Here is a 16,305-nt window from a genome sequence, read left to right as displayed (position 1 = left end):
AGATCTGAGCCACCAACACCGCAGCCCTTCCCACTGACAGCACTCCCTCGGCCTGCCCACCGTCACCATTGGTGGGCAGGCCGAGGTTTTCCCAGCCCGGGTACGCGCCCCGACCAGCGCTAGATGCGTCAGACCCCGTAGCCGTCGTCCGGAGTGCCGGCCGGGATGGGTGGGCAGTCGTGGGGGTCGTGGCTGACCACCTTGTTGAGGACCGGGTCCGCGAGGAGTGGGCCGTCGTAGTCGTCTCGGGTGGTGAAGCAGAAGCTGACGGTCACGCCGCCCGGTTCGGTCAGCACGGTGCATTGGCCGTCGATGCGGTCGTCCCTGGTCCAAGGCACGTCCAGAGCATCCAGACGGGCGAGCACCGTGCTGAGCGGCAGCTCGGACTCGAAGGTGCCCGCCACCGGGTACTCCACCTCGCCGTGCCAGGCCGGCACGATCACCATGGTCACCAACCGGCACTGGCAGACCACCAGTTGCAGGTCGCCGTAGCCGAACCAGTGCGGCCAGCGCCGACGCTTGTCGACCGGATCGCCCACCCACGGTGGCCCGAGGGCGGCGGCCAGCTCGGGCAGCGGTACCCGGCAGCCGACCGGCCCGATCAGGCCGGTGCGGCCGAACTCGGTCAGGACGTCCAGTGCGGTCATGACCCGGAAGCCTGCCAGACCGGGGTCAGGACGCCGTGCGCGGGATGCGCCGCTCCCAGTCGCGCTCGAAGATGACGTCGCCGGCCTCGAGCGCCGTGAGGCGGCTGCGGGTGGTGAAGTGGGTGGCGTCGCAGGTGATTTCGGAGCGGGTGTGGACGGTGACGTCCCAGCCGAGGTCCGGGCGTTGGAGGCGGACGGTCCAGTCGGAGCGGGTGGTGGCGGAGAGTGGGTCGTCGGTGAGGATGCGGTAGGCCTCGACGGCCTGTTCGTCGAAGATGAGGCCGTCGGGGTAGCGGCGGGAGCCGCCGTAGTTGGGGTCGACCTCGAGGCGCCACTCGCCGGTGGCTACGTCGCGCAGGATCTGGCGTTCGGGGCGGGCGGTGAGTGGTTCGGTGTACCGGAGGTCCAGGCCGACTGACTGCTCGGGGGGCTCGAAGGTGATCGGTGCGGAGCCCGCGTCGGCGGCCAGGTGACGTACCGGCAGGGCCAGCACGCTGTGGCCGGGGTCGATCTCGAAGCCGGCGGCATCCGGCTGGGGCCAGATCCAGGGCCAGTAGGCGGAGGAGAGGGCGAGCCGGATCCGGTGGCCGGCCGGGAACGCGTGGGCGATGGAGACCAGGGAGAACTCGACCTCCTCGACCGCACCCGGGGTCCACTCGACCACCCGGTCGCGGCCCTGACGGGCGGTCAGGTTGAGCACGCCCCGGGTGACCAGGGTGGAGGAGCCGTCCGGCGCGACGTCGCAGAGCCGGGCGATCACCTGGCCGCGCCGGGTGTCGCAGCGCACCCGGAGGCGGACCGAGGCGTTGCCGAGGATCTCCATGGGCTCGGGCAACGGCGTGGTGTCGAAGCAGACCGAGCGGCCGTCCTCCTCGCGCTGGTCCGGCGGCAGGTCGGAGGCGTTGCCGAACGGGAAGAACCGCCCGGCGTCCACACCGGTGTGCTGGGGGGAGCGGACCCGTACGAAACGGTCCAGGGAAGAGGTGCCGGCCGTGCGCAGCGCGTCGTCCAGGCCGTAGTGGATCTCGCGGACGTCCGGCGAGGGCCAGGAGTCCTCGCCGACCCACCGTCCGGGCCGGTTGGCGTAGACAGTGGCGGGCGGCACCGACTCGTTCATCCAGGTACGCAGCGCGGGTTCCGCCAGCACCCCCGTGTCGATGTCCTTGAGCCAGTGGTCCCACCAGCGCAGCGTCTCCTGCAGGAAGCCGATCGCCGGGCCCGGCGGCAGGCCCCGGTCGGGGTACTGGTGCGACCAGGGGCCGATGATGCCCCGGACCGGCGCGTCCAGGTGTTCGACCAGCCGCAGCACGGTGTCGCGGTAGGGGTCGGCCCAGCCGCCGACGGCGAGCACGGCGGCCTTGATCGCGCCGTAGTCCTCGCAGACGCTGCCGTGCCGCCAGTAGTCGTCCCGGGTCTGGTGCGAGAGCCACGGGTGGATGAACGGGTCGACGGCTTCGAGGCGGGAGCGCCAGATCCGCCGCCAGTCCTCGCCGACGTACTTCGGGTCCGGCGGCCGTCCGACGAAGGCGAGCATGGTGGCCGACCAGGCGTGCATGTCGACCGCGAGCAGTGAACCGCCCATGTAGTGCACGTCGTTGTCGTACCGGTCGTCGGTCGAGCAGACCGTCACCACGGCCTGCAGGGCGGGAGGCGCCAGCGCCGCGATCTGCAGGCTGTTGAAGCCGCCCCAGGAGATCCCGAACATGCCGACCCGCCCGCTGCACCAGGGCTGCGCGGCCAGCCACTCCACCACCGCGACCCCGTCGGCCAGCTCCTGGGCGGAGTACTCGTCGCCCGGCAGCCCACCGGAGTTGCCGTGGCCCCGGACGTCGACCCGGACCGAGGCGTAGCCGTGGCCCGCGTACCAGGGGTGGCGCTGGGCGTCGCGCGGCGCCGTCCAGTCGGTCAGCCGGTACGGCAGGTACTCCAGCAGGGCGGGCACCGGCTGGTCGGTGACGGGGCGCCAGATCCGGGCGTACAGCTCGGTGCCGTCGGCCAGTGGGATGCGCAGGTCTTCGCGGGTGGTCCCGTACGGGTAGCTGTCGGGGTGCTGCATCGAGGGGACCTCCTGGGTGTGGCCCTAGTGGACGGGGTGCATGGTCCGGCGCATCCAGGGGAGCGCGAGGTACAGCGCGATCCCGGCGGCCACGGCGAACAGGCCGAGCGTGCCGTAGTACACCGAGTCGGCGATCTCGCCGTAGAGCTTGGTCAGCTGGGCGGCGATGCCCTGGGAGAGGGCGAGCGAGAGGAACCAGACCGCCATGGTCTGGCTGGCGAAGTGACGGGGCGCCAGCTTGCTGGTGGCGGACATGCCGGTGGTCTCCAGCAGGATGTCGCCGCCGCCCATGAAGAGGTAGCAGCCGAGCAGCCAGAGCCCGGCGATCTGGTAGTCGCCGCTCTTGCCCGCCGTGGCCGGGACCAGGATCAGGAAGGAGATGCCGGCCGCGAACAGCGAGTAGGCGATCTTCCGGGAGGCGTGCGGCTGGCGGTGGTCCAGCCGGACCCAGAGTGCGGCGATCACCGGGGCGAGCAGCACCTCGATCGCGCCCAGGATGGAGGTCCACCAGCTGGACGGGAAGTGCCAGCCGAAGATGCTGTTGTCCACGTGGTCCACCGCGAGCAGGGCGAGCGTGGTGTAGGAGGAGAACAGCACCAGGTTGAAGACCACCGAGGCGAGGAAGAGGATCACGTACGGCCGCAGCCGGCCGCGCTCCTCGCGGGTCACCTCGGGGCTGCGGAACATCACCGCGAAGTAGGCGATCGGGGCCAGCACCGAGACCAGCGTGATCAGGTCGACAGCGCGGTCCATGGTGAGCCAGCCGACGAGTTGCAGCAGCACCCCGACGGCGGCCACCAGGAGCACCACCGCCACCGCCCGGCCGGCCCAGCGGCTGCGTTCGGCGTCGGTGAGCGGGTGCACCGGGCCGCGGTCGCGGTGCAGGGTGGAGCGGCCGTGCACGTACTGGATCACCCCGAAGGTCATCCCGATCGCGGCGGCCGAGAAGCCCCAGTGCCAGCCCTTGTTCTGGCCGAGCCAGCCGCTGACCAGCGGGCCGGCGAAGGCGCCGATGTTGATCGCCATGTAGTAGAGGGCGAAGCCCGCGTCCCGGCGGTCGTCGTCGGTGGAGTAGAGCCCGCCGACCAGGGTGGCGGCGTTCGGCTTCAGGAAGCCGGTGCCGATCACGATCAGGCCGAGGCCGACCCAGGTCATGCTCGCGGTGGGCACCGACATCGCGTAGTGCCCGCAGGCGATCAGCACGCCGCCGTAGAGGACGGCCCGGTAGGAGCCGAGCATCCGGTCGGCCACCCAGCCGCCGACCACCGAGGTCAGGTAGACCAGGGTGCCGTAGGCGGAGACCACCGAGGCGGCGGTCCCCTGCATCATGCCGAGGCCGCCGTTGGCGACCGAGTCGGCGAAGTAGAGCACCAGGATGGCCTGCATGCCGAGGAACGAGAACCGCTCCCAGACCTCCAGGCCGGAGAGGGTCAGCAGGCCGCGGGGGTGACCGAAGAAGGAGTGGTCCAGCCGGGCGGAGTCCTGGCTCTCGAGGTCTGTGCTGTTCAGCAAGGGAGCTGCCTTCGGTCGGTCCTGGTGATCACCGAATCAGACAATAGATGACTTTTACGCCTATTTCCTGACGGAATATGAGCTGTGGCGCCGTCAGGGCGGCCCGAGTGCTCCCATGCGCCGGGGTGGCGCAGTTGCGCATGGCTTGCAACTGCGACCGACTACGGGGAAAGATGGCCCAGCTCGGCGACCTGGGCATCTCGTACGACTTCATGGAGGACTGCCGCATGGCTGCGACCGGCCGACTGCGCGACCGGCTCACCCGTCCGGAGTGGCTGCGACTCGCCGGGATGGGGGGTTTCATCCTGGCGCTGCACGTGATCGGGTGGTTCACCCTGATCGGGCTGGTCGCCCCTGAGCAGTACGACGTCGGCGGCCAGGTCTTCGGCGTCGGGATGGGGCTGACCGCCTACACGCTCGGGATGCGGCACGCGTTCGACGCGGACCACATCGCGGCGATCGACAACACCACCCGCAAGCTGATGGGGCAGGGGCAGCGGCCGCTCTCGGTCGGCTTCTGGTTCTCGCTCGGCCACTCCTCGGTGGTCTTCGGCCTCTGCGCGCTGCTCGCCTTCGGCATCCAGTCGCTGGCCGGGCAGGTGGAGTCGGACGACTCCACCCTGCACGACCTGACCGGTCTGATCGGGGTCAGCGTCTCGGGCGTGTTCCTGGTGCTGATCGGCCTGATCAACCTGGGCGCCTTCAACGGCATCCTCAAGGTGTTCCGGAAGATGCGTCAGGGCGAGTTCGACGAGGCCGAGCTGGAGCGCCAGCTCGACAAGCGCGGCTTCCTGAACCGGATCCTCGGCCGGGTCACCCGGGCCGTCACCAAGCCCTGGCACATGTACCCCGTCGGCCTGCTCTTCGGCCTCGGCTTCGACACCGCCACCGAGGTCTCGCTGCTGGTGCTGGCCGGCGGCGCGGCCGCCTTCCAACTGCCCTGGTACGCGCTGCTGGTGCTGCCGGTGCTGTTCGCGGCGGGCATGAGCCTGCTGGACACGATCGACGGCTCGTTCATGAACTTCGCGTACGAGTGGGCGTTCTCCAAGCCGGTCCGCAAGATCTACTACAACCTCACCGTCACCGGCCTCTCGGTGCTGGTCGCGCTGGTGATCGGCACCGTCGAGCTGGTCGGCCTGCTCGGCGAGAAGCTCGACATCACCTCGGGCCCGGTGGCCTGGATCGGCGCGATCGAGTTGGACATGGTCGGCCGGGAGCGCTGCCAGTCGCAGTCTCCCGGCCCGGGCCGTCGCCGTACCAGGTGGTCGGCCGTCTTCCGGTGGTTTCCAACTGTTAACGGGCAACCCCTTGTCGGGTCATTTTCTACGCGCGTATCTTGGGGCCCGCCGGGTCGGCCCGGCAGATGATCTACGCGGGTAGTGCGCCGTCGTGCGCTGCCTGACCCACCCTCAGCTCCCGGCGACCCCACGCGCGTCGCGAGCTTGGACCGAGGAGTTCTGCCCGGTGACCAAGTCCACCGCTCCCCGCCGTTCCCGCCGCAGCCTGCTGCGTGCGGCCGTCCTGCCCGTCGCCGTGGCGGGTTCGCTCGTGCTCGCCCCGCTCCCGAGTGCCCTCGCCGCGCCCTCGGCCGACGTGGTGATCTCCGAGGTGTACGGCGGCGGTGGCAACTCCGGTGCCACGCTGAAGAACGACTTCATCGAGCTGGCCAACAAGGGCGGCGCCGCCTTCGGTCTGGCCGGGTACAGCGTGCAGTACCTGCCGGGCACCCCGAGCGCCGGTTCGAAGTGGGGCGTCACCACGCTGACCGGTTCGGTCGCCCCCGGCGGCCGTTACCTGATCGCGGCGGCGGCGGGCACCGGCGGCACCGTGGCGCTGCCCACCCCGGACGCCACCGGCACCCTGGCGCTCTCCGGCACCAGCGGCACGATCGCGCTGGTCCAGGGCACCGACCCGCTGACCTGCAAGACCGCCGCCGACTGTGCCGCCGACCCGCGGATCAAGGACCTGGTCGGCTTCGGCACCGCCGTGGTCCGGGAGGGTTCGGGCCCGGTCACCGGAGCGAGCAACACCGCCTCGGTGGCCCGTACTTCGGGCCTGCCGGACACCGACGACAACGCCGCCGACCTCAAGGCCGGGGTGCCGAGCCCGGTCAACTCCGCCGGTGAGGCGCCCGAGGGCGGCGACACCCCGACCGGTCCGGTCGAGCCGGGCAGCATCCGGATCCACGACATCCAGGGCAACACCCGGCTGTCGCCGAAGACCGGCAAGACCATCGCGGGCGTTCCCGGCCTCGTCACCGGTGTGCGCACCTACGGCTCCAAGGGCTTCTGGATCCAGGACCCGAACCCGGACGCCGACCCGGCCACCAGCGAGGGCCTGTTCGTCTACACCGGCAGCACCCCGACCGTGGCGGTCGGCGACTCGGTGCTGGTGACCGGCAAGGTCGCCGAGTACTACCCGGCGTACAGCGCGGGCGGCCAGTCCATCACCCAGCTCACCGCGCCCGCCGTCACGGTGCTCTCGGCCGGCAACGCGGTGCCCGCGCCGTTCGTGCTGGACGGCGACAGCATCCCGGCGGCGTACGCGCCGGACGCGGCCGGCGCCAGCATCGAGGGCCTCACGCTGGCTCCCGCCGACTACGCGCTGGACCGGTACGAGTCGCTGGAGGGCATGAACGTCCGGGTCGAGAACACCCAGGTCGTGCAGGCCACCGACCAGTACAGCGAGCTCTGGGTGCAGGCCCGCAAGCAGGACCTCGCCAGTAGCCGCGGTGGAGCGATCTACCTCGGCTACGACAAGCCCAACTCCGGCCGGGTGATGATCCAGTCGCTCATTCCGTTGGCCGACCGCCCGTTCCCGACCGCCAACGTCGGCGACCGGCTGACCGGGATCACCGACGGCCCGCTGGACTACAACCGCTTCGGTGGCTACACGCTGGCCGCGACCACGCTGGGCGCGGTGCAGGACAACGGCCTGCAGCGCGAGGTGACCGACCGGGCGCTGCCCAGCGAGGTCGCGATCGCCACCTACAACGTGGAGAACCTGGACCCGAGCGACCCGGACGAGAAGTTCGCCGAGCTCGCCAAGGGCGTGGTGACCAACCTGCGTTCGCCCGACATCATCGTCCTGGAGGAGATCCAGGACAACAACGGTGCGGTCAACGACGGTACGGTGGACGCGAGTTCGACGATCGCCAAGTTCACCGCCGCGATCGCCGCAGCGGGCGGCCCGGCCTACGACTGGCGCTCGATCGCCCCGGAGAACAACAAGGACGGCGGCGAGCCCGGCGGCAACATCCGCAACGTCTTCCTGTTCAACCCGGACCGGGTCTCCTTCACCGACACCCCGGGCGGCACCGCCACCGACGCGGTGGACGTCACCGGCACCGGCAAGTGGGCCTCGCTGACCGCCTCGCCGGGCCGGATCGACCCCGGCAACGAGGCGTGGGGCTCCAGCCGCAAGCCGCTGGTGGGCGAGTTCAAGTTCCACAACAAGAAGATCTTCGTGATCGCCAACCACTTCAACAGCAAGGGTGGCGACCAGGGTCTGGACAGTCGCTTCCAGCAGCCGGCCCGCAGCTCCGAGGAGCAGCGGACCAAGCAGGCGGCCGTCGAGCAGGCCTTCGTCGCCAAGCTGCTGGCGGCCGACCCGAACGCCCGGGTGGTCTCGGTAGGCGACTTCAACGACTACCAGTTCTCCCCGGCGCTCGCCACCCTCACCAAGGACGGCGTGCTGCGGGACCTGGTCAACTCGCTGCCGGAGAACGAGCGTTACTCGTACGTCTTCCAGGGCAACTCGCAGGTGCTCGACCACAGCCTGGTCAGCCCGGCGCTGAAGCACGTCGAGTACGACGGCCCCGGACCGCAGTTGAGGTCCGGGGCACTACCGTTTCGGTGGGCTGTGGCGGCGTCAGTGGCCGAGGGTGCGCAGCACCGTGTCGGCCATCACCCGCTCACCGGCCGCGTTCGGGTGGAACGGGGCGGCGGGGGACTGCGGCAGCAGACCCTCGATCCAGGGGTTGTCCGAGCAGGCGTCGTGCCCCTTGGTCGGGCCCGCGGTGTCCACGTAGGTCGCGCCGTTCGCGGCGGCGGTCCGGGCCAGCATGGCGTTCAGGTCGGTCAGCACGCCGTGCAGGTACTCCACGTCGCCGGGAGTGACGGGCTGCCGGTTGATGCAGGTCGAGCCGTTCGAGGGCATCACGGAGGGGTAACCCACCAGCAGGACCTTGGCGTTGGGGGACTTGGCCCGGATCTTGCGCAGACCGTCCGCGAGCTGGGGCTCGGCGGCGGCGATCCGGGTGCGCAGCTTGTCCTCGCCGTAGACCCACTGGAACTGCCAGTCCTGCCAGACCCAGTGCCCGTCGGCGTAGACGTCCTTGCACGGGGTGCCGAAGGGGTTGACCACGGCCCCGCCGACGCAGGTGGCGATCAGCTCGGCGACGCCGAGGTCGCTGACCCCGAGGTCGTTGCCGCCGATGCCGAGGGTGACCAGCGCGGTGTCCGCCTTGAGGGCGTTCAACTGGGGCTCGTAGAGGCCGTACTGGGCCTCGGTCAGGTGCTTCACCTTGGCGGCCGAGCAGGTGACGTCGGTGTACGTGGTGCTCTGCAGTGCGGCGGCCACCAGGTGGCCGTAGTTCTGGTCCGAGCGCAGGCAGAGCCCGCCGGACTGGTTCGGCACCAGGGCGCCGGCCGCGTACGAGTCGCCGAGCGCGACGTACGGGCCCGCGCCGGTCCCGGCCTGGGCGGTGGGGGCGGTCAGCGCACCGACCGCGGTGGTCGCCAACAGGGCGCCGAGCAGGGCGGGGAGACGCTTTCGGGCAGGGCTGAGCACGGTTCCTCCTGAGGGGGTGGAGAGAATCGGCGGGTGGGTGGGGGCAGATCAGCCGGCTACTACTGGCAAGTAAGTTACTGGCAGGTTAATCAGGCTGTCCAGAGGCCTCGCGGAATTACCGAATATCCGTCAACTGACCCTGGAATTACGCTCCATGGCGGATCGTTTGGCCACGTATTCCGCTACGGTGCGGAGCGGAAGGAATTCCCGTTCCGGAAATCCGGCCGGTCTCCCGGACGGTATTTTGCGAGCGCGCTGCGGCGGGGGGAGGTTACCGGCCGGTTGACCTGGTGAGCCGGAGGCCGCAGAATCCGGACACGCCTGCTCACTCTGGAGGATCACCCGTGACACTGGACGCCGACGTCATCGTGATCGGAGCCGGGTTGGCGGGCCTGGTCGCCACCGCCGAACTCACCGACGCCGGGCGGAAGGTGATCCTGCTCGACCAGGAGCCCGCCGCCTCGCTCGGCGGGCAGGCGCACTGGTCGTTCGGCGGGCTGTTCCTGGTCGACTCGCCCGAACAGCGCAGGATGCGGATCCGCGACTCGCACGAGCTGGCCTGGCAGGACTGGCTCGGCACGGCGGGCTTCGACCGTCCGGAGGACACCTGGCCGCGCCGCTGGGCCGAGGCGTACGTCGACTTCGCGGCCGGCGAGAAGCGCTCCTGGCTGCACGGACAGGGCGTCAGGTTCTTCCCGGTGGTCGGCTGGGCCGAGCGTGGCGGACTGCTGGCCAGCGGGCCCGGCAACTCGGTGCCGCGGTTCCACATCACCTGGGGGACCGGTCCCGGCCTGGTCGAGCCGTTCGCCCGGAGGGTGCAGGCCGCCGCCGCGCGTGGGCTGGTCGACCTGCGGTTCCGGCATCGGGTGACCGGGCTGTCGGCCAGTGCGGGCGCGGTCGACACCGTCACGGGCGAGGTGCTGGTGCCCAGCACGGTGGCCCGGGGCGAGGGCAGCTCGCGGGAGGTGGCCGGCTCCTTCGAGCTGCGGGCGCAGGCGGTGATCGTCACCTCCGGCGGCATCGGCGGCAACCACGAGCTGGTCCGCAAGGCCTGGCCGGCCCGGCTCGGCACACCGCCCGAGAAGCTGCTCTCCGGGGTCCCCGTGCACGTGGACGGCCTGATGCTCGGCATCACGGGCGAGGCGGGCGGTCACCTGATCAACGGCGACCGGATGTGGCACTACACCGAGGGCATCGAGAACTGGGACCCGATCTGGGCCAGGCACGGCATCCGGATCCTGCCGGGCCCGTCCTCGCTCTGGCTGGACGCGCACGGCAAGCGGCTGCCGGTGCCGCTGTTCCCCGGGTTCGACACCCTGGGCACGCTGGAGCACATCATGACGACCGGTCACGACCACACCTGGTTCGTGCTCACCCAGAAGATCATCGAGAAGGAGTTCGCGCTCTCCGGGTCCGAGCAGAACCCCGACCTGACGGGCAAGTCGGTCCGTGACGTGCTGCGCCGAGCGCTGCCTGGCGCCACCGCGCCGGTCGAGGCGTTCAAGAAGCACGGGGTCGACTTCGTGGTCGCGGACTCGCTGGAGGAGCTGGTCCGGGGGATGAACGCCAAGACCCCGGACACGCCGATCGACGAGGCCGATCTGCGCCACGAGATCGAGGCCCGGGACCGCGAGATGGCCAACCCGTTCAGCAAGGACCTCCAGGTGACGGCCATTCACGGTGCCCGCCGCTACCTGGGTGACAAGCTGATCCGGACCGCCTCCCCGCACCGGCTGCTCGACCCGAAGGCCGGGCCGCTGATCGCGGTTCGGCTGAACATCCTCACCCGCAAGTCGCTCGGCGGCCTGGAGACCGACCTCGACTCGCGCGTGCTGCGCGCCGACGGCTCGGTGCTCGAGGGCGTCTACGCGGCGGGCGAGGCGGCCGGGTTCGGCGGGGGCGGCGTACACGGCTACCGCTCGCTGGAGGGCACCTTCCTCGGCGGCTGCATCTTCTCCGGCCGGGCAGCGGGCCGGGCGGCGGCGAAGGCCACGGCGTGAGCGTGGTTCCGCTGCTCTTCCTGGACGTCGACGGGCCGATCGTCCCGTTCGGGGCGACCGCCGGCTACCCGACCTTCGGCACCGGGCATCGACAGCCCGGCACGAACCCGCTGCTGGTCCGGGTCGACCCCGCGCTCGGGCCCCGACTCTTGGCACTGCCCTGCGAGTTGGTGTGGGCCACGACCTGGATGTCCGACGCCAACGAGTGCCTCGCCCCACTGCTCGGCCTGCCCGAACTGCCCGTGGTCAGCTGGCCGGAGCCGTCCGAGGACGGCGAACGCGGCGGCCTGCACTGGAAGACCCGGACACTGGTTGCCCGGGCGGCCGGCCGGCCGTTCGCCTGGGTCGACGACGAGCTCACCGACGCCGACCGCAGCTGGGTCGAGGCCCACCACCGGGGCCAGGCCCTGCTGCACCGGGTCGACCCACGGTGCGGCCTGACGGACGCGGACTTCGCCACCCTCGACGCGTGGCTGCGCCCGCGCGCAGACGGGCCACCGGCGAGTGACCGGTGGCCCGTGTGAGGGAGCTCAGCGCTTGAGGTAGACGGTGTCCATGAAGTCGACGATCTGCTGGTCCGTCAGCCGGCCGCCGTTCCGGTGGCCCATCGCCAGGTCGGCCTCGCTGATCATGCCGACCAACCGGTCGTTGTCGATCACCGGGATCCGGCGGATCTGGTGCTGCTCCATCTTCTTGAGCACCTCGTCCATGCTGTCGTCCGCCCGGACGCAGTGCAGGTGGCCGCTCAGCTCCATCGCCTTCATCATGGCCGGGTCCTTGCCCTCCGCGATACATCGGGTGACGATGTCGCGGTCGGTGATGATCCCCTTGAGCATCTGGTCCTCGCCGCAGATCGGCAGGGCCCCGACCCCCATGTCCCGCATCATCATGGCGGCGTCGAGCAGGGTCTGATCGGCCCGGACGCACTGGGCACCGGCGTGCATGATGTCGCTTGCCTTGATCATGAGTTGACCTCCGAGTCGCCCCCGGGAGGTCCGGAGTGCGACTTCGGTCACCATAAGCAGCGGTGAGAGGGCCCGCACGGCGAGCGAACGACGCCGGATACCCTCGGCCGTCGGGGGTGCGTCATGCCCCTGAACAGTGCGACTGCCCGTTGGAGGGGAACTGATGGCTCGTAAGGCCCGTAAGGAAGCCGCCGCCGCGCCGGTGACGGTGACGGTGTGCCGGGGGTGCTGCTGCGGGACGGAGCGACGGCATCCGGAGGTCGACCACGCGGCGCAGCTGGTCCGACTGAAGGAGGGCGTCGGCACGGCCGGCCGGGTCCGGGCGGTGCCCTGTCTGGACGCCTGCGACCACTCCAACGTGGTCGTGGTCAGCCCGTCGGCGGAAGGGCGGGCGGCCGGTGGGCGGCCGGTCTGGCTCGGCTGGGTGCTGGCGGACGACATGCTGGACGAGATCACTGACTGGGTGAAGGCCGGCGGTCCCGGCATCGCGGAGTCGCCCGGCACGCTCGACCTGCAGGAGTTCGCGGTCTCCCGTCGGGTGCGCGAGGGCCTGCCCGGCTGAGACCCGGCGGGCGTGCGGCCTGGCATGCTTCGGAGCATGGCGGAACTGAACGGCAGGCCGGTACGCCCGGCGGAGCTCCAGGCCCTGGCGCTCACCAACTACGGGCACTTCACCACCATGCGGGTGACCGACGGCCGGGTGCGTGGGCTGACGCTGCATCTGGAGCGGCTCCGGCAGGACTGCCGGGCGCTGTTCGGTACCGAACTGGAGCTCGGCCTGGTCCGGGAGTACGCGGGCCGGGCGGTGCCGCCTGGGGGTTCGCTGATGCTGCGGGTCACCGTCTTCGACCCCGCGCTCGACCTGGCCGGCCTGGCCGGGAAGGCCGCCCCCGCCGTCCTGGTGACGACCCGTCCGGCGGGCGGCACCGAGCTGCCGCCGCTGCGGGTCCGCTCGGTCCCGTACGTCCGGGACCTGCCCGAGGTGAAGAGCGTCGGCCTGTTCGGGGCCCTGCACCACCGCCGGGCGGCCCAGCTGGCCGGGTACGACGACGCGCTGTTCACCGACCTCACCGGCGCCGTCAGCGAGGGCGGCACCTGGAACCTCGGCCTGGTCCGGGACGGTGAGCTGGTCTGGCCGCAGGCCGCGTACCTGCCCGGCACCACGATGCGGTTGCTGGGCCCCGGCCGCACCGAACGGGTCGCTCTCCGGGACCTGCCCGCCTACGACGCGGCGTTCGCCACCAACGCGGCCGTCGGCGTCCGTCCGATCGCGACCGTCGACGAGGTCGGCTTCGATCCGGCGCACCCGCTGCTCGCCGAGCTCGCCACCGCCTGGGCCGGGCTCCCGGGTACGCCGCTCTGATCCGGGCCCGGAGGTGTCACGGGCCGGGCTTTCCGGCGATCGCGTTGTAGACCTTGATCCGCAGACGGCGCTGCCAGCCCTCGCGCTCCTCCCGGACCCGGGCCCGGTCGGCCTTCCGGCTGCCGACCGGGTAGCGGGCCCGTGCCCACGGGGACCCGGGGCGGGCCAGCCGGAGCGCGCCGACCACGGCGATCAGGGGGACGAGCATCCCGAGCAGACCGGTGAACGCCTTGCCTTTGCTGAGCGCGACGAGCGCGAAACCCGCATTGACGGCCACCGTCGTCGCGTACGTCCAACCGGAGACCGGTGCACCGTCGGCTGACGCCTCGTCGGCTCCGAACGGGACCGCCCCGAGCAACAGCAACCCGCAGACCGCCGCGCCGAGCACCACGGTGTCCACCGAGAGGCGGCCCTCCTCGGACCAGTAGACGTCCCGCAGATGCAGGATCAGCGCGAACTCGTCCAGCACGAGCGCGGTGCCGATACCGAAGAGCGCGGCCGCGATCTCGGCCCACGGATGCTCGCCGCCGATCGGGGAGGCCAGCCCCAGGCCACCGATGATCATGAAGACCACACCGAAGACCACATGGTGGATGTGCAGCCCGCCAGGCGTGACGTTCTGCGGCCACCAGGAGACCTCCGCCCGGATCATTCGCACGCTGAGCCGGATGAAGAGGAACGCCCCGAGGAAGCCGAGCAGCAGGACGAGCAACGGCTGCTTGCCCGGGTCCAGGATCTCCTCCCGGTACCAGGTACCCACGGGTCAGACCTCGCGCTCGGCGAGCGCCTCGGCCGGCGTCGCAGCACGGAACCACGGCGCGTTCACATCCATCAGCCGCTTGCGCCGGTCGGGGCCTGCCGCTGTCGTCTCCCCGGTCTGATCAGATCTCATGTGTCGATGCTGGCACCGGCGCAGACCGCGCGCAGTGCGACGGTCCCGCTGAGCTGCGCCGTCCATGGCTCCGATCGAAGGGGGACCACTGTCCGGGACCACAGCAGCCGGGGTACCACGCCCCCGGCTGCTGGTGTGCGTGCCGTCAGTAACCCCGGGCGCTCTTGCCGGGGTTGGCCTGCTGGACCTTGGAAGCCAGGTCGTGGCCGTCCTTGGAGACGTTGTAACGGTCCATCATGTAGTTCATCGAGGCCGCGCAACTGGCGACCGGGTCGTAGATGTTGGTCGAGGTCCCCTGCTGGTGGTAGGCGGCGAAGGTGCTCGGGATGCACTGCCAGGGGCCGCGTGAGGAGTTCGCCGGGTAGCCGTCGGACTGCTTCGGGCCGGTGGCGTTGCTGTCCCAGCCGTTGGCCAGCGGGAGGGAGTTGTAGGAGGACTCGCGACCGGCCATGGTGAGCAGGCCCTTGGTCCACTGCTCGCGGGCCTTCGGGTCGGTGATGCCCATCAGGTCCAGGGTCTGGCCGATGTAGTCCCGGACGGCGGCCTCGCCGCTCTTCCACGAGCCCCGGCCGCTGTACTCGACGTCCTTGACCGGGATCTTGCCCTCGTGCGACGGCTTCGCGTCCGGGTCGTCGCCCTTGTCACCGCTGTCGTTGCCGTGGTCGTTGCCGCCCTGGTCACTGCCGTGGCCGTTGCCGTGGCCGTTGCCCTTCCCGTTGCCGTGGCTGTCGTCGTTGCCACTGGGCTTCGGCTTGTCCGGCTGCTGACGGTCCTTGTCCTGCTTGCGCTGGTCCTCCTCGGCCTTGCGGTCCGCCTCCTGGTAGGCCTTGATCACACCTTGGAGCTTCTGGACGTCCTCGGCGATCGCCTTGGTGAGCTTCTCCTTGGTCTGCTGGAGCTTCTCGGCCCGGTCGTTGATGTCCGCGACCTCGCCGGCCACCTGGCCGGCCACCGCGGCGAAGCCGACGATCCCGGCGAACGGCGCGGCCATCAGGTCGGTGGCGACCGCCTTGGCCACCGTGCTCTTGATCTGGCCGAGCTTGGCGCTCATCTCGGCCATCCGCTCGCTCATCTGCTGCCAGTCCCGCTGGATCTCGGCCAGCTCGGTCAACGAGACCCCGAACTTGTCACCGCTCATACGGCCCTGCCCCCCTGCTCCCGGTCCGCCTGCGAACCTTCGCCCGCACCCCGTGTGTTGACGTTCGGTCAATCATCCTGCCATGGCGAGGCCGCCCACCGAAGAGCGCGGTGGGCGGCCGGGGTCGGCAGGGGCCGGACGGGTCAGGCGGTGTTCTCCGCCTGGGCCATCCAGGAGTACTTCTCCAGGTCGGCGGTGAGGCTGATCAGGATGTCCTGGCTGACCGGGTCGGCCTCGGCGGTGGCGTCGATCCGGCCGCGCATCCGGGTGATCACGGCCGCGAGCGCGTCGACCAGAGTGCCGACGGCAGCCGAGTCGACCACCTGGCCCTCGGGGGAGGTGGAGATCCCGCTGGTGTCGGCGACCGTCTTGGCCCGGCCGTCCGGCGAGACGCCGATCGCGGCCGCCCGCTCGGCGACGGTGTCGGAGTGCAGCCGGGCCAGCGCCACCACCTCGTCCAACTGGAGGTGGACCGAACGGAACCGCGGGCCGACCACGTTCCAGTGCAACTGCTTTGCCACCAGGGAGAGATCGATCAGATCGACCAGCGCCCCCTGCAGTGCCTCACCGACGACCTTGCGGTCGGTGTCCGGCAGCGGGCTCTTGATTCCGTACATCGGGTTGCCTCCTGGACTGGGTTCGACTCCGCTGGTCAGCATGCCACGGGAAGTGGACAAGCCGGTCATTTCGCCGCCACTGGGCGAGCCCCGCAGGGGGCCGAAATCCAGGCGCCCGGGTGGAGTTCGTTCGGGGTCTGTCGATCGAAGCGCTTCGAAGTTGGGGGTGATGCCCTGGACTGTCAAGGCGCCGTTCACCGGCCCGTCCGTCGGGTTTCTGCTGTCGTGGCTGTTCCAGGCCACAGTCGGGGGAGCGTTCTCCGATCCGCGTCCCGTCAAGGCTTGAAGCGTCAAGCGCGTGCAAACCCTTGTGTGTCGCCGTTC

Annotated in this window: 14 protein-coding genes and 1 pseudogene; 6 read left to right on the top strand and 9 right to left on the bottom strand. The window is 70.7% G+C overall.

Translation table 11 applies throughout. The annotated features are described in order from the left end of the window. Positions 1–128 precede the first annotated feature (128 nt). From ACXJMZ_RS21225 to ACXJMZ_RS21215, 3 genes are read right to left on the bottom strand one after another with little or no spacing between them, the layout of a single operon-like run. A complete protein-coding gene (locus ACXJMZ_RS21225) occupies positions 129–647 on the bottom strand; it encodes a hypothetical protein (protein WP_457031635.1) in 519 nt (172 codons plus the stop codon). A gap of 25 nt (positions 648–672) precedes the next feature. Beyond that, on the bottom strand, positions 673–2,703 hold the full coding sequence (locus ACXJMZ_RS21220; protein WP_457031634.1) for a CocE/NonD family hydrolase: 2,031 nt from the start codon (positions 2,701–2,703) through the stop codon (positions 673–675). A gap of 24 nt (positions 2,704–2,727) precedes the next feature. Continuing rightward, complete coding sequence (locus ACXJMZ_RS21215) at positions 2,728–4,215, bottom strand: peptide MFS transporter (protein WP_457031633.1); 1,488 nt, start codon at positions 4,213–4,215, stop codon at positions 2,728–2,730. 227 nt (positions 4,216–4,442) lie between these two features. Here ACXJMZ_RS21215 and nicT point away from each other — a divergent pair, with 227 nt between their 5' ends. Together nicT and ACXJMZ_RS21205 are read left to right on the top strand one after the other, a co-directional pair. Further along, positions 4,443–5,582 (top strand): Nickel transporter NicT, encoded by a 1,140-nt coding sequence (gene nicT / locus ACXJMZ_RS21210; protein ID WP_457031668.1) that lies wholly within the window; start codon positions 4,443–4,445, stop codon positions 5,580–5,582. A gap of 97 nt (positions 5,583–5,679) precedes the next feature. Further along, positions 5,680–8,028: pseudogene (locus ACXJMZ_RS21205) on the top strand (lamin tail domain-containing protein); the annotation flags it as partial. Positions 8,029–8,085: 57 nt separating this feature from the next. On the opposite strand, the gene ACXJMZ_RS21200 reads toward ACXJMZ_RS21205, so the two are convergent. Then, complete coding sequence (locus tag ACXJMZ_RS21200) at positions 8,086–8,853, bottom strand: SGNH/GDSL hydrolase family protein (protein WP_457031667.1); 768 nt, start codon at positions 8,851–8,853, stop codon at positions 8,086–8,088. Positions 8,854–9,350: 497 nt separating this feature from the next. Between ACXJMZ_RS21200 and ACXJMZ_RS21195 the strand changes: the two genes are divergently transcribed. Further along, positions 9,351–11,006 (top strand): FAD-binding dehydrogenase, encoded by a 1,656-nt coding sequence (locus ACXJMZ_RS21195; protein WP_457031632.1) that lies wholly within the window; start codon positions 9,351–9,353, stop codon positions 11,004–11,006. Continuing rightward, the gene (locus ACXJMZ_RS21190) at positions 11,003–11,530 is read left to right on the top strand and encodes an HAD domain-containing protein (protein ID WP_457031631.1); all 528 of its coding nucleotides are present in this window, start codon (positions 11,003–11,005) and stop codon (positions 11,528–11,530) included. The genes ACXJMZ_RS21195 and ACXJMZ_RS21190 overlap by 4 nt, the downstream gene beginning before the upstream one ends. Before the next feature lie 6 nt (positions 11,531–11,536). On the opposite strand, the gene ACXJMZ_RS21185 is transcribed toward ACXJMZ_RS21190, so the two are convergent. After that, a complete protein-coding gene (locus tag ACXJMZ_RS21185) occupies positions 11,537–11,971 on the bottom strand; it encodes a CBS domain-containing protein (protein WP_457031630.1) in 435 nt (144 codons plus the stop codon). Between the two features lie 163 nt (positions 11,972–12,134). Between ACXJMZ_RS21185 and ACXJMZ_RS21180 the strand changes: the two genes are divergently transcribed. Together ACXJMZ_RS21180 and ACXJMZ_RS21175 are read left to right on the top strand one after the other, a co-directional pair. Beyond that, complete coding sequence (locus ACXJMZ_RS21180) at positions 12,135–12,533, top strand: (2Fe-2S) ferredoxin domain-containing protein (protein WP_457031629.1); 399 nt, start codon at positions 12,135–12,137, stop codon at positions 12,531–12,533. 36 nt (positions 12,534–12,569) lie between these two features. Continuing rightward, a complete protein-coding gene (locus tag ACXJMZ_RS21175; protein WP_457031628.1) occupies positions 12,570–13,334 on the top strand; it encodes an aminotransferase class IV in 765 nt (254 codons plus the stop codon). 16 nt (positions 13,335–13,350) lie between these two features. Here ACXJMZ_RS21175 and ACXJMZ_RS21170 read toward each other — a convergent pair whose 3' ends face one another. From ACXJMZ_RS21170 to ACXJMZ_RS21155, 4 genes are all read right to left on the bottom strand, one after another. Further along, the gene (locus ACXJMZ_RS21170; RefSeq protein ID WP_457031627.1) at positions 13,351–14,094 is read right to left on the bottom strand and encodes a hypothetical protein; all 744 of its coding nucleotides are present in this window, start codon (positions 14,092–14,094) and stop codon (positions 13,351–13,353) included. 3 nt (positions 14,095–14,097) lie between these two features. Further along, a complete protein-coding gene (locus ACXJMZ_RS21165) occupies positions 14,098–14,226 on the bottom strand; it encodes a hypothetical protein (RefSeq protein ID WP_457031626.1) in 129 nt (42 codons plus the stop codon). Positions 14,227–14,371: 145 nt separating this feature from the next. Beyond that, positions 14,372–15,364: a hypothetical protein gene (locus ACXJMZ_RS21160; RefSeq protein ID WP_457031625.1), complete on the bottom strand. Its 993-nt coding sequence runs from the start codon at positions 15,362–15,364 to the stop codon at positions 14,372–14,374. A 143-nt stretch (positions 15,365–15,507) separates the two neighbouring features. After that, a complete protein-coding gene (locus ACXJMZ_RS21155; protein WP_457031624.1) occupies positions 15,508–15,981 on the bottom strand; it encodes a Dps family protein in 474 nt (157 codons plus the stop codon). Between the last annotated feature and the right edge of the window lie 324 nt (positions 15,982–16,305).

The sequence above is a fragment of the Kitasatospora sp. P5_F3 genome, assembly GCF_054049135.1.
The sequence above is the reverse complement of the archived record's forward strand: the minus strand, read 5'-3'. Positions and strand labels throughout refer to the sequence as shown.

What these genes read in the sequence shown, in the direction of transcription:
- ACXJMZ_RS21225 (WP_457031635.1), bottom strand. Translation starts at nt 647, where the DNA reads ATGACCGCACTGGACGTCCTGACCGAGTTCGGCCGCACCGGCCTGATC.
- ACXJMZ_RS21220 (WP_457031634.1), bottom strand. Translation starts at nt 2,703, where the DNA reads ATGCAGCACCCCGACAGCTACCCGTACGGGACCACCCGCGAAGACCTG.
- nicT (WP_457031668.1), top strand. Translation starts at nt 4,443, where the DNA reads ATGGCTGCGACCGGCCGACTGCGCGACCGGCTCACCCGTCCGGAGTGG.
- ACXJMZ_RS21185 (WP_457031630.1), bottom strand. Translation starts at nt 11,971, where the DNA reads ATGATCAAGGCAAGCGACATCATGCACGCCGGTGCCCAGTGCGTCCGG.
- ACXJMZ_RS21180 (WP_457031629.1), top strand. Translation starts at nt 12,135, where the DNA reads ATGGCTCGTAAGGCCCGTAAGGAAGCCGCCGCCGCGCCGGTGACGGTG.
- ACXJMZ_RS21175 (WP_457031628.1), top strand. Translation starts at nt 12,570, where the DNA reads ATGGCGGAACTGAACGGCAGGCCGGTACGCCCGGCGGAGCTCCAGGCC.
- ACXJMZ_RS21165 (WP_457031626.1), bottom strand. Translation starts at nt 14,226, where the DNA reads ATGAGATCTGATCAGACCGGGGAGACGACAGCGGCAGGCCCCGACCGG.
- ACXJMZ_RS21160 (WP_457031625.1), bottom strand. Translation starts at nt 15,364, where the DNA reads ATGAGCGGTGACAAGTTCGGGGTCTCGTTGACCGAGCTGGCCGAGATC.
- ACXJMZ_RS21155 (WP_457031624.1), bottom strand. Translation starts at nt 15,981, where the DNA reads ATGTACGGAATCAAGAGCCCGCTGCCGGACACCGACCGCAAGGTCGTC.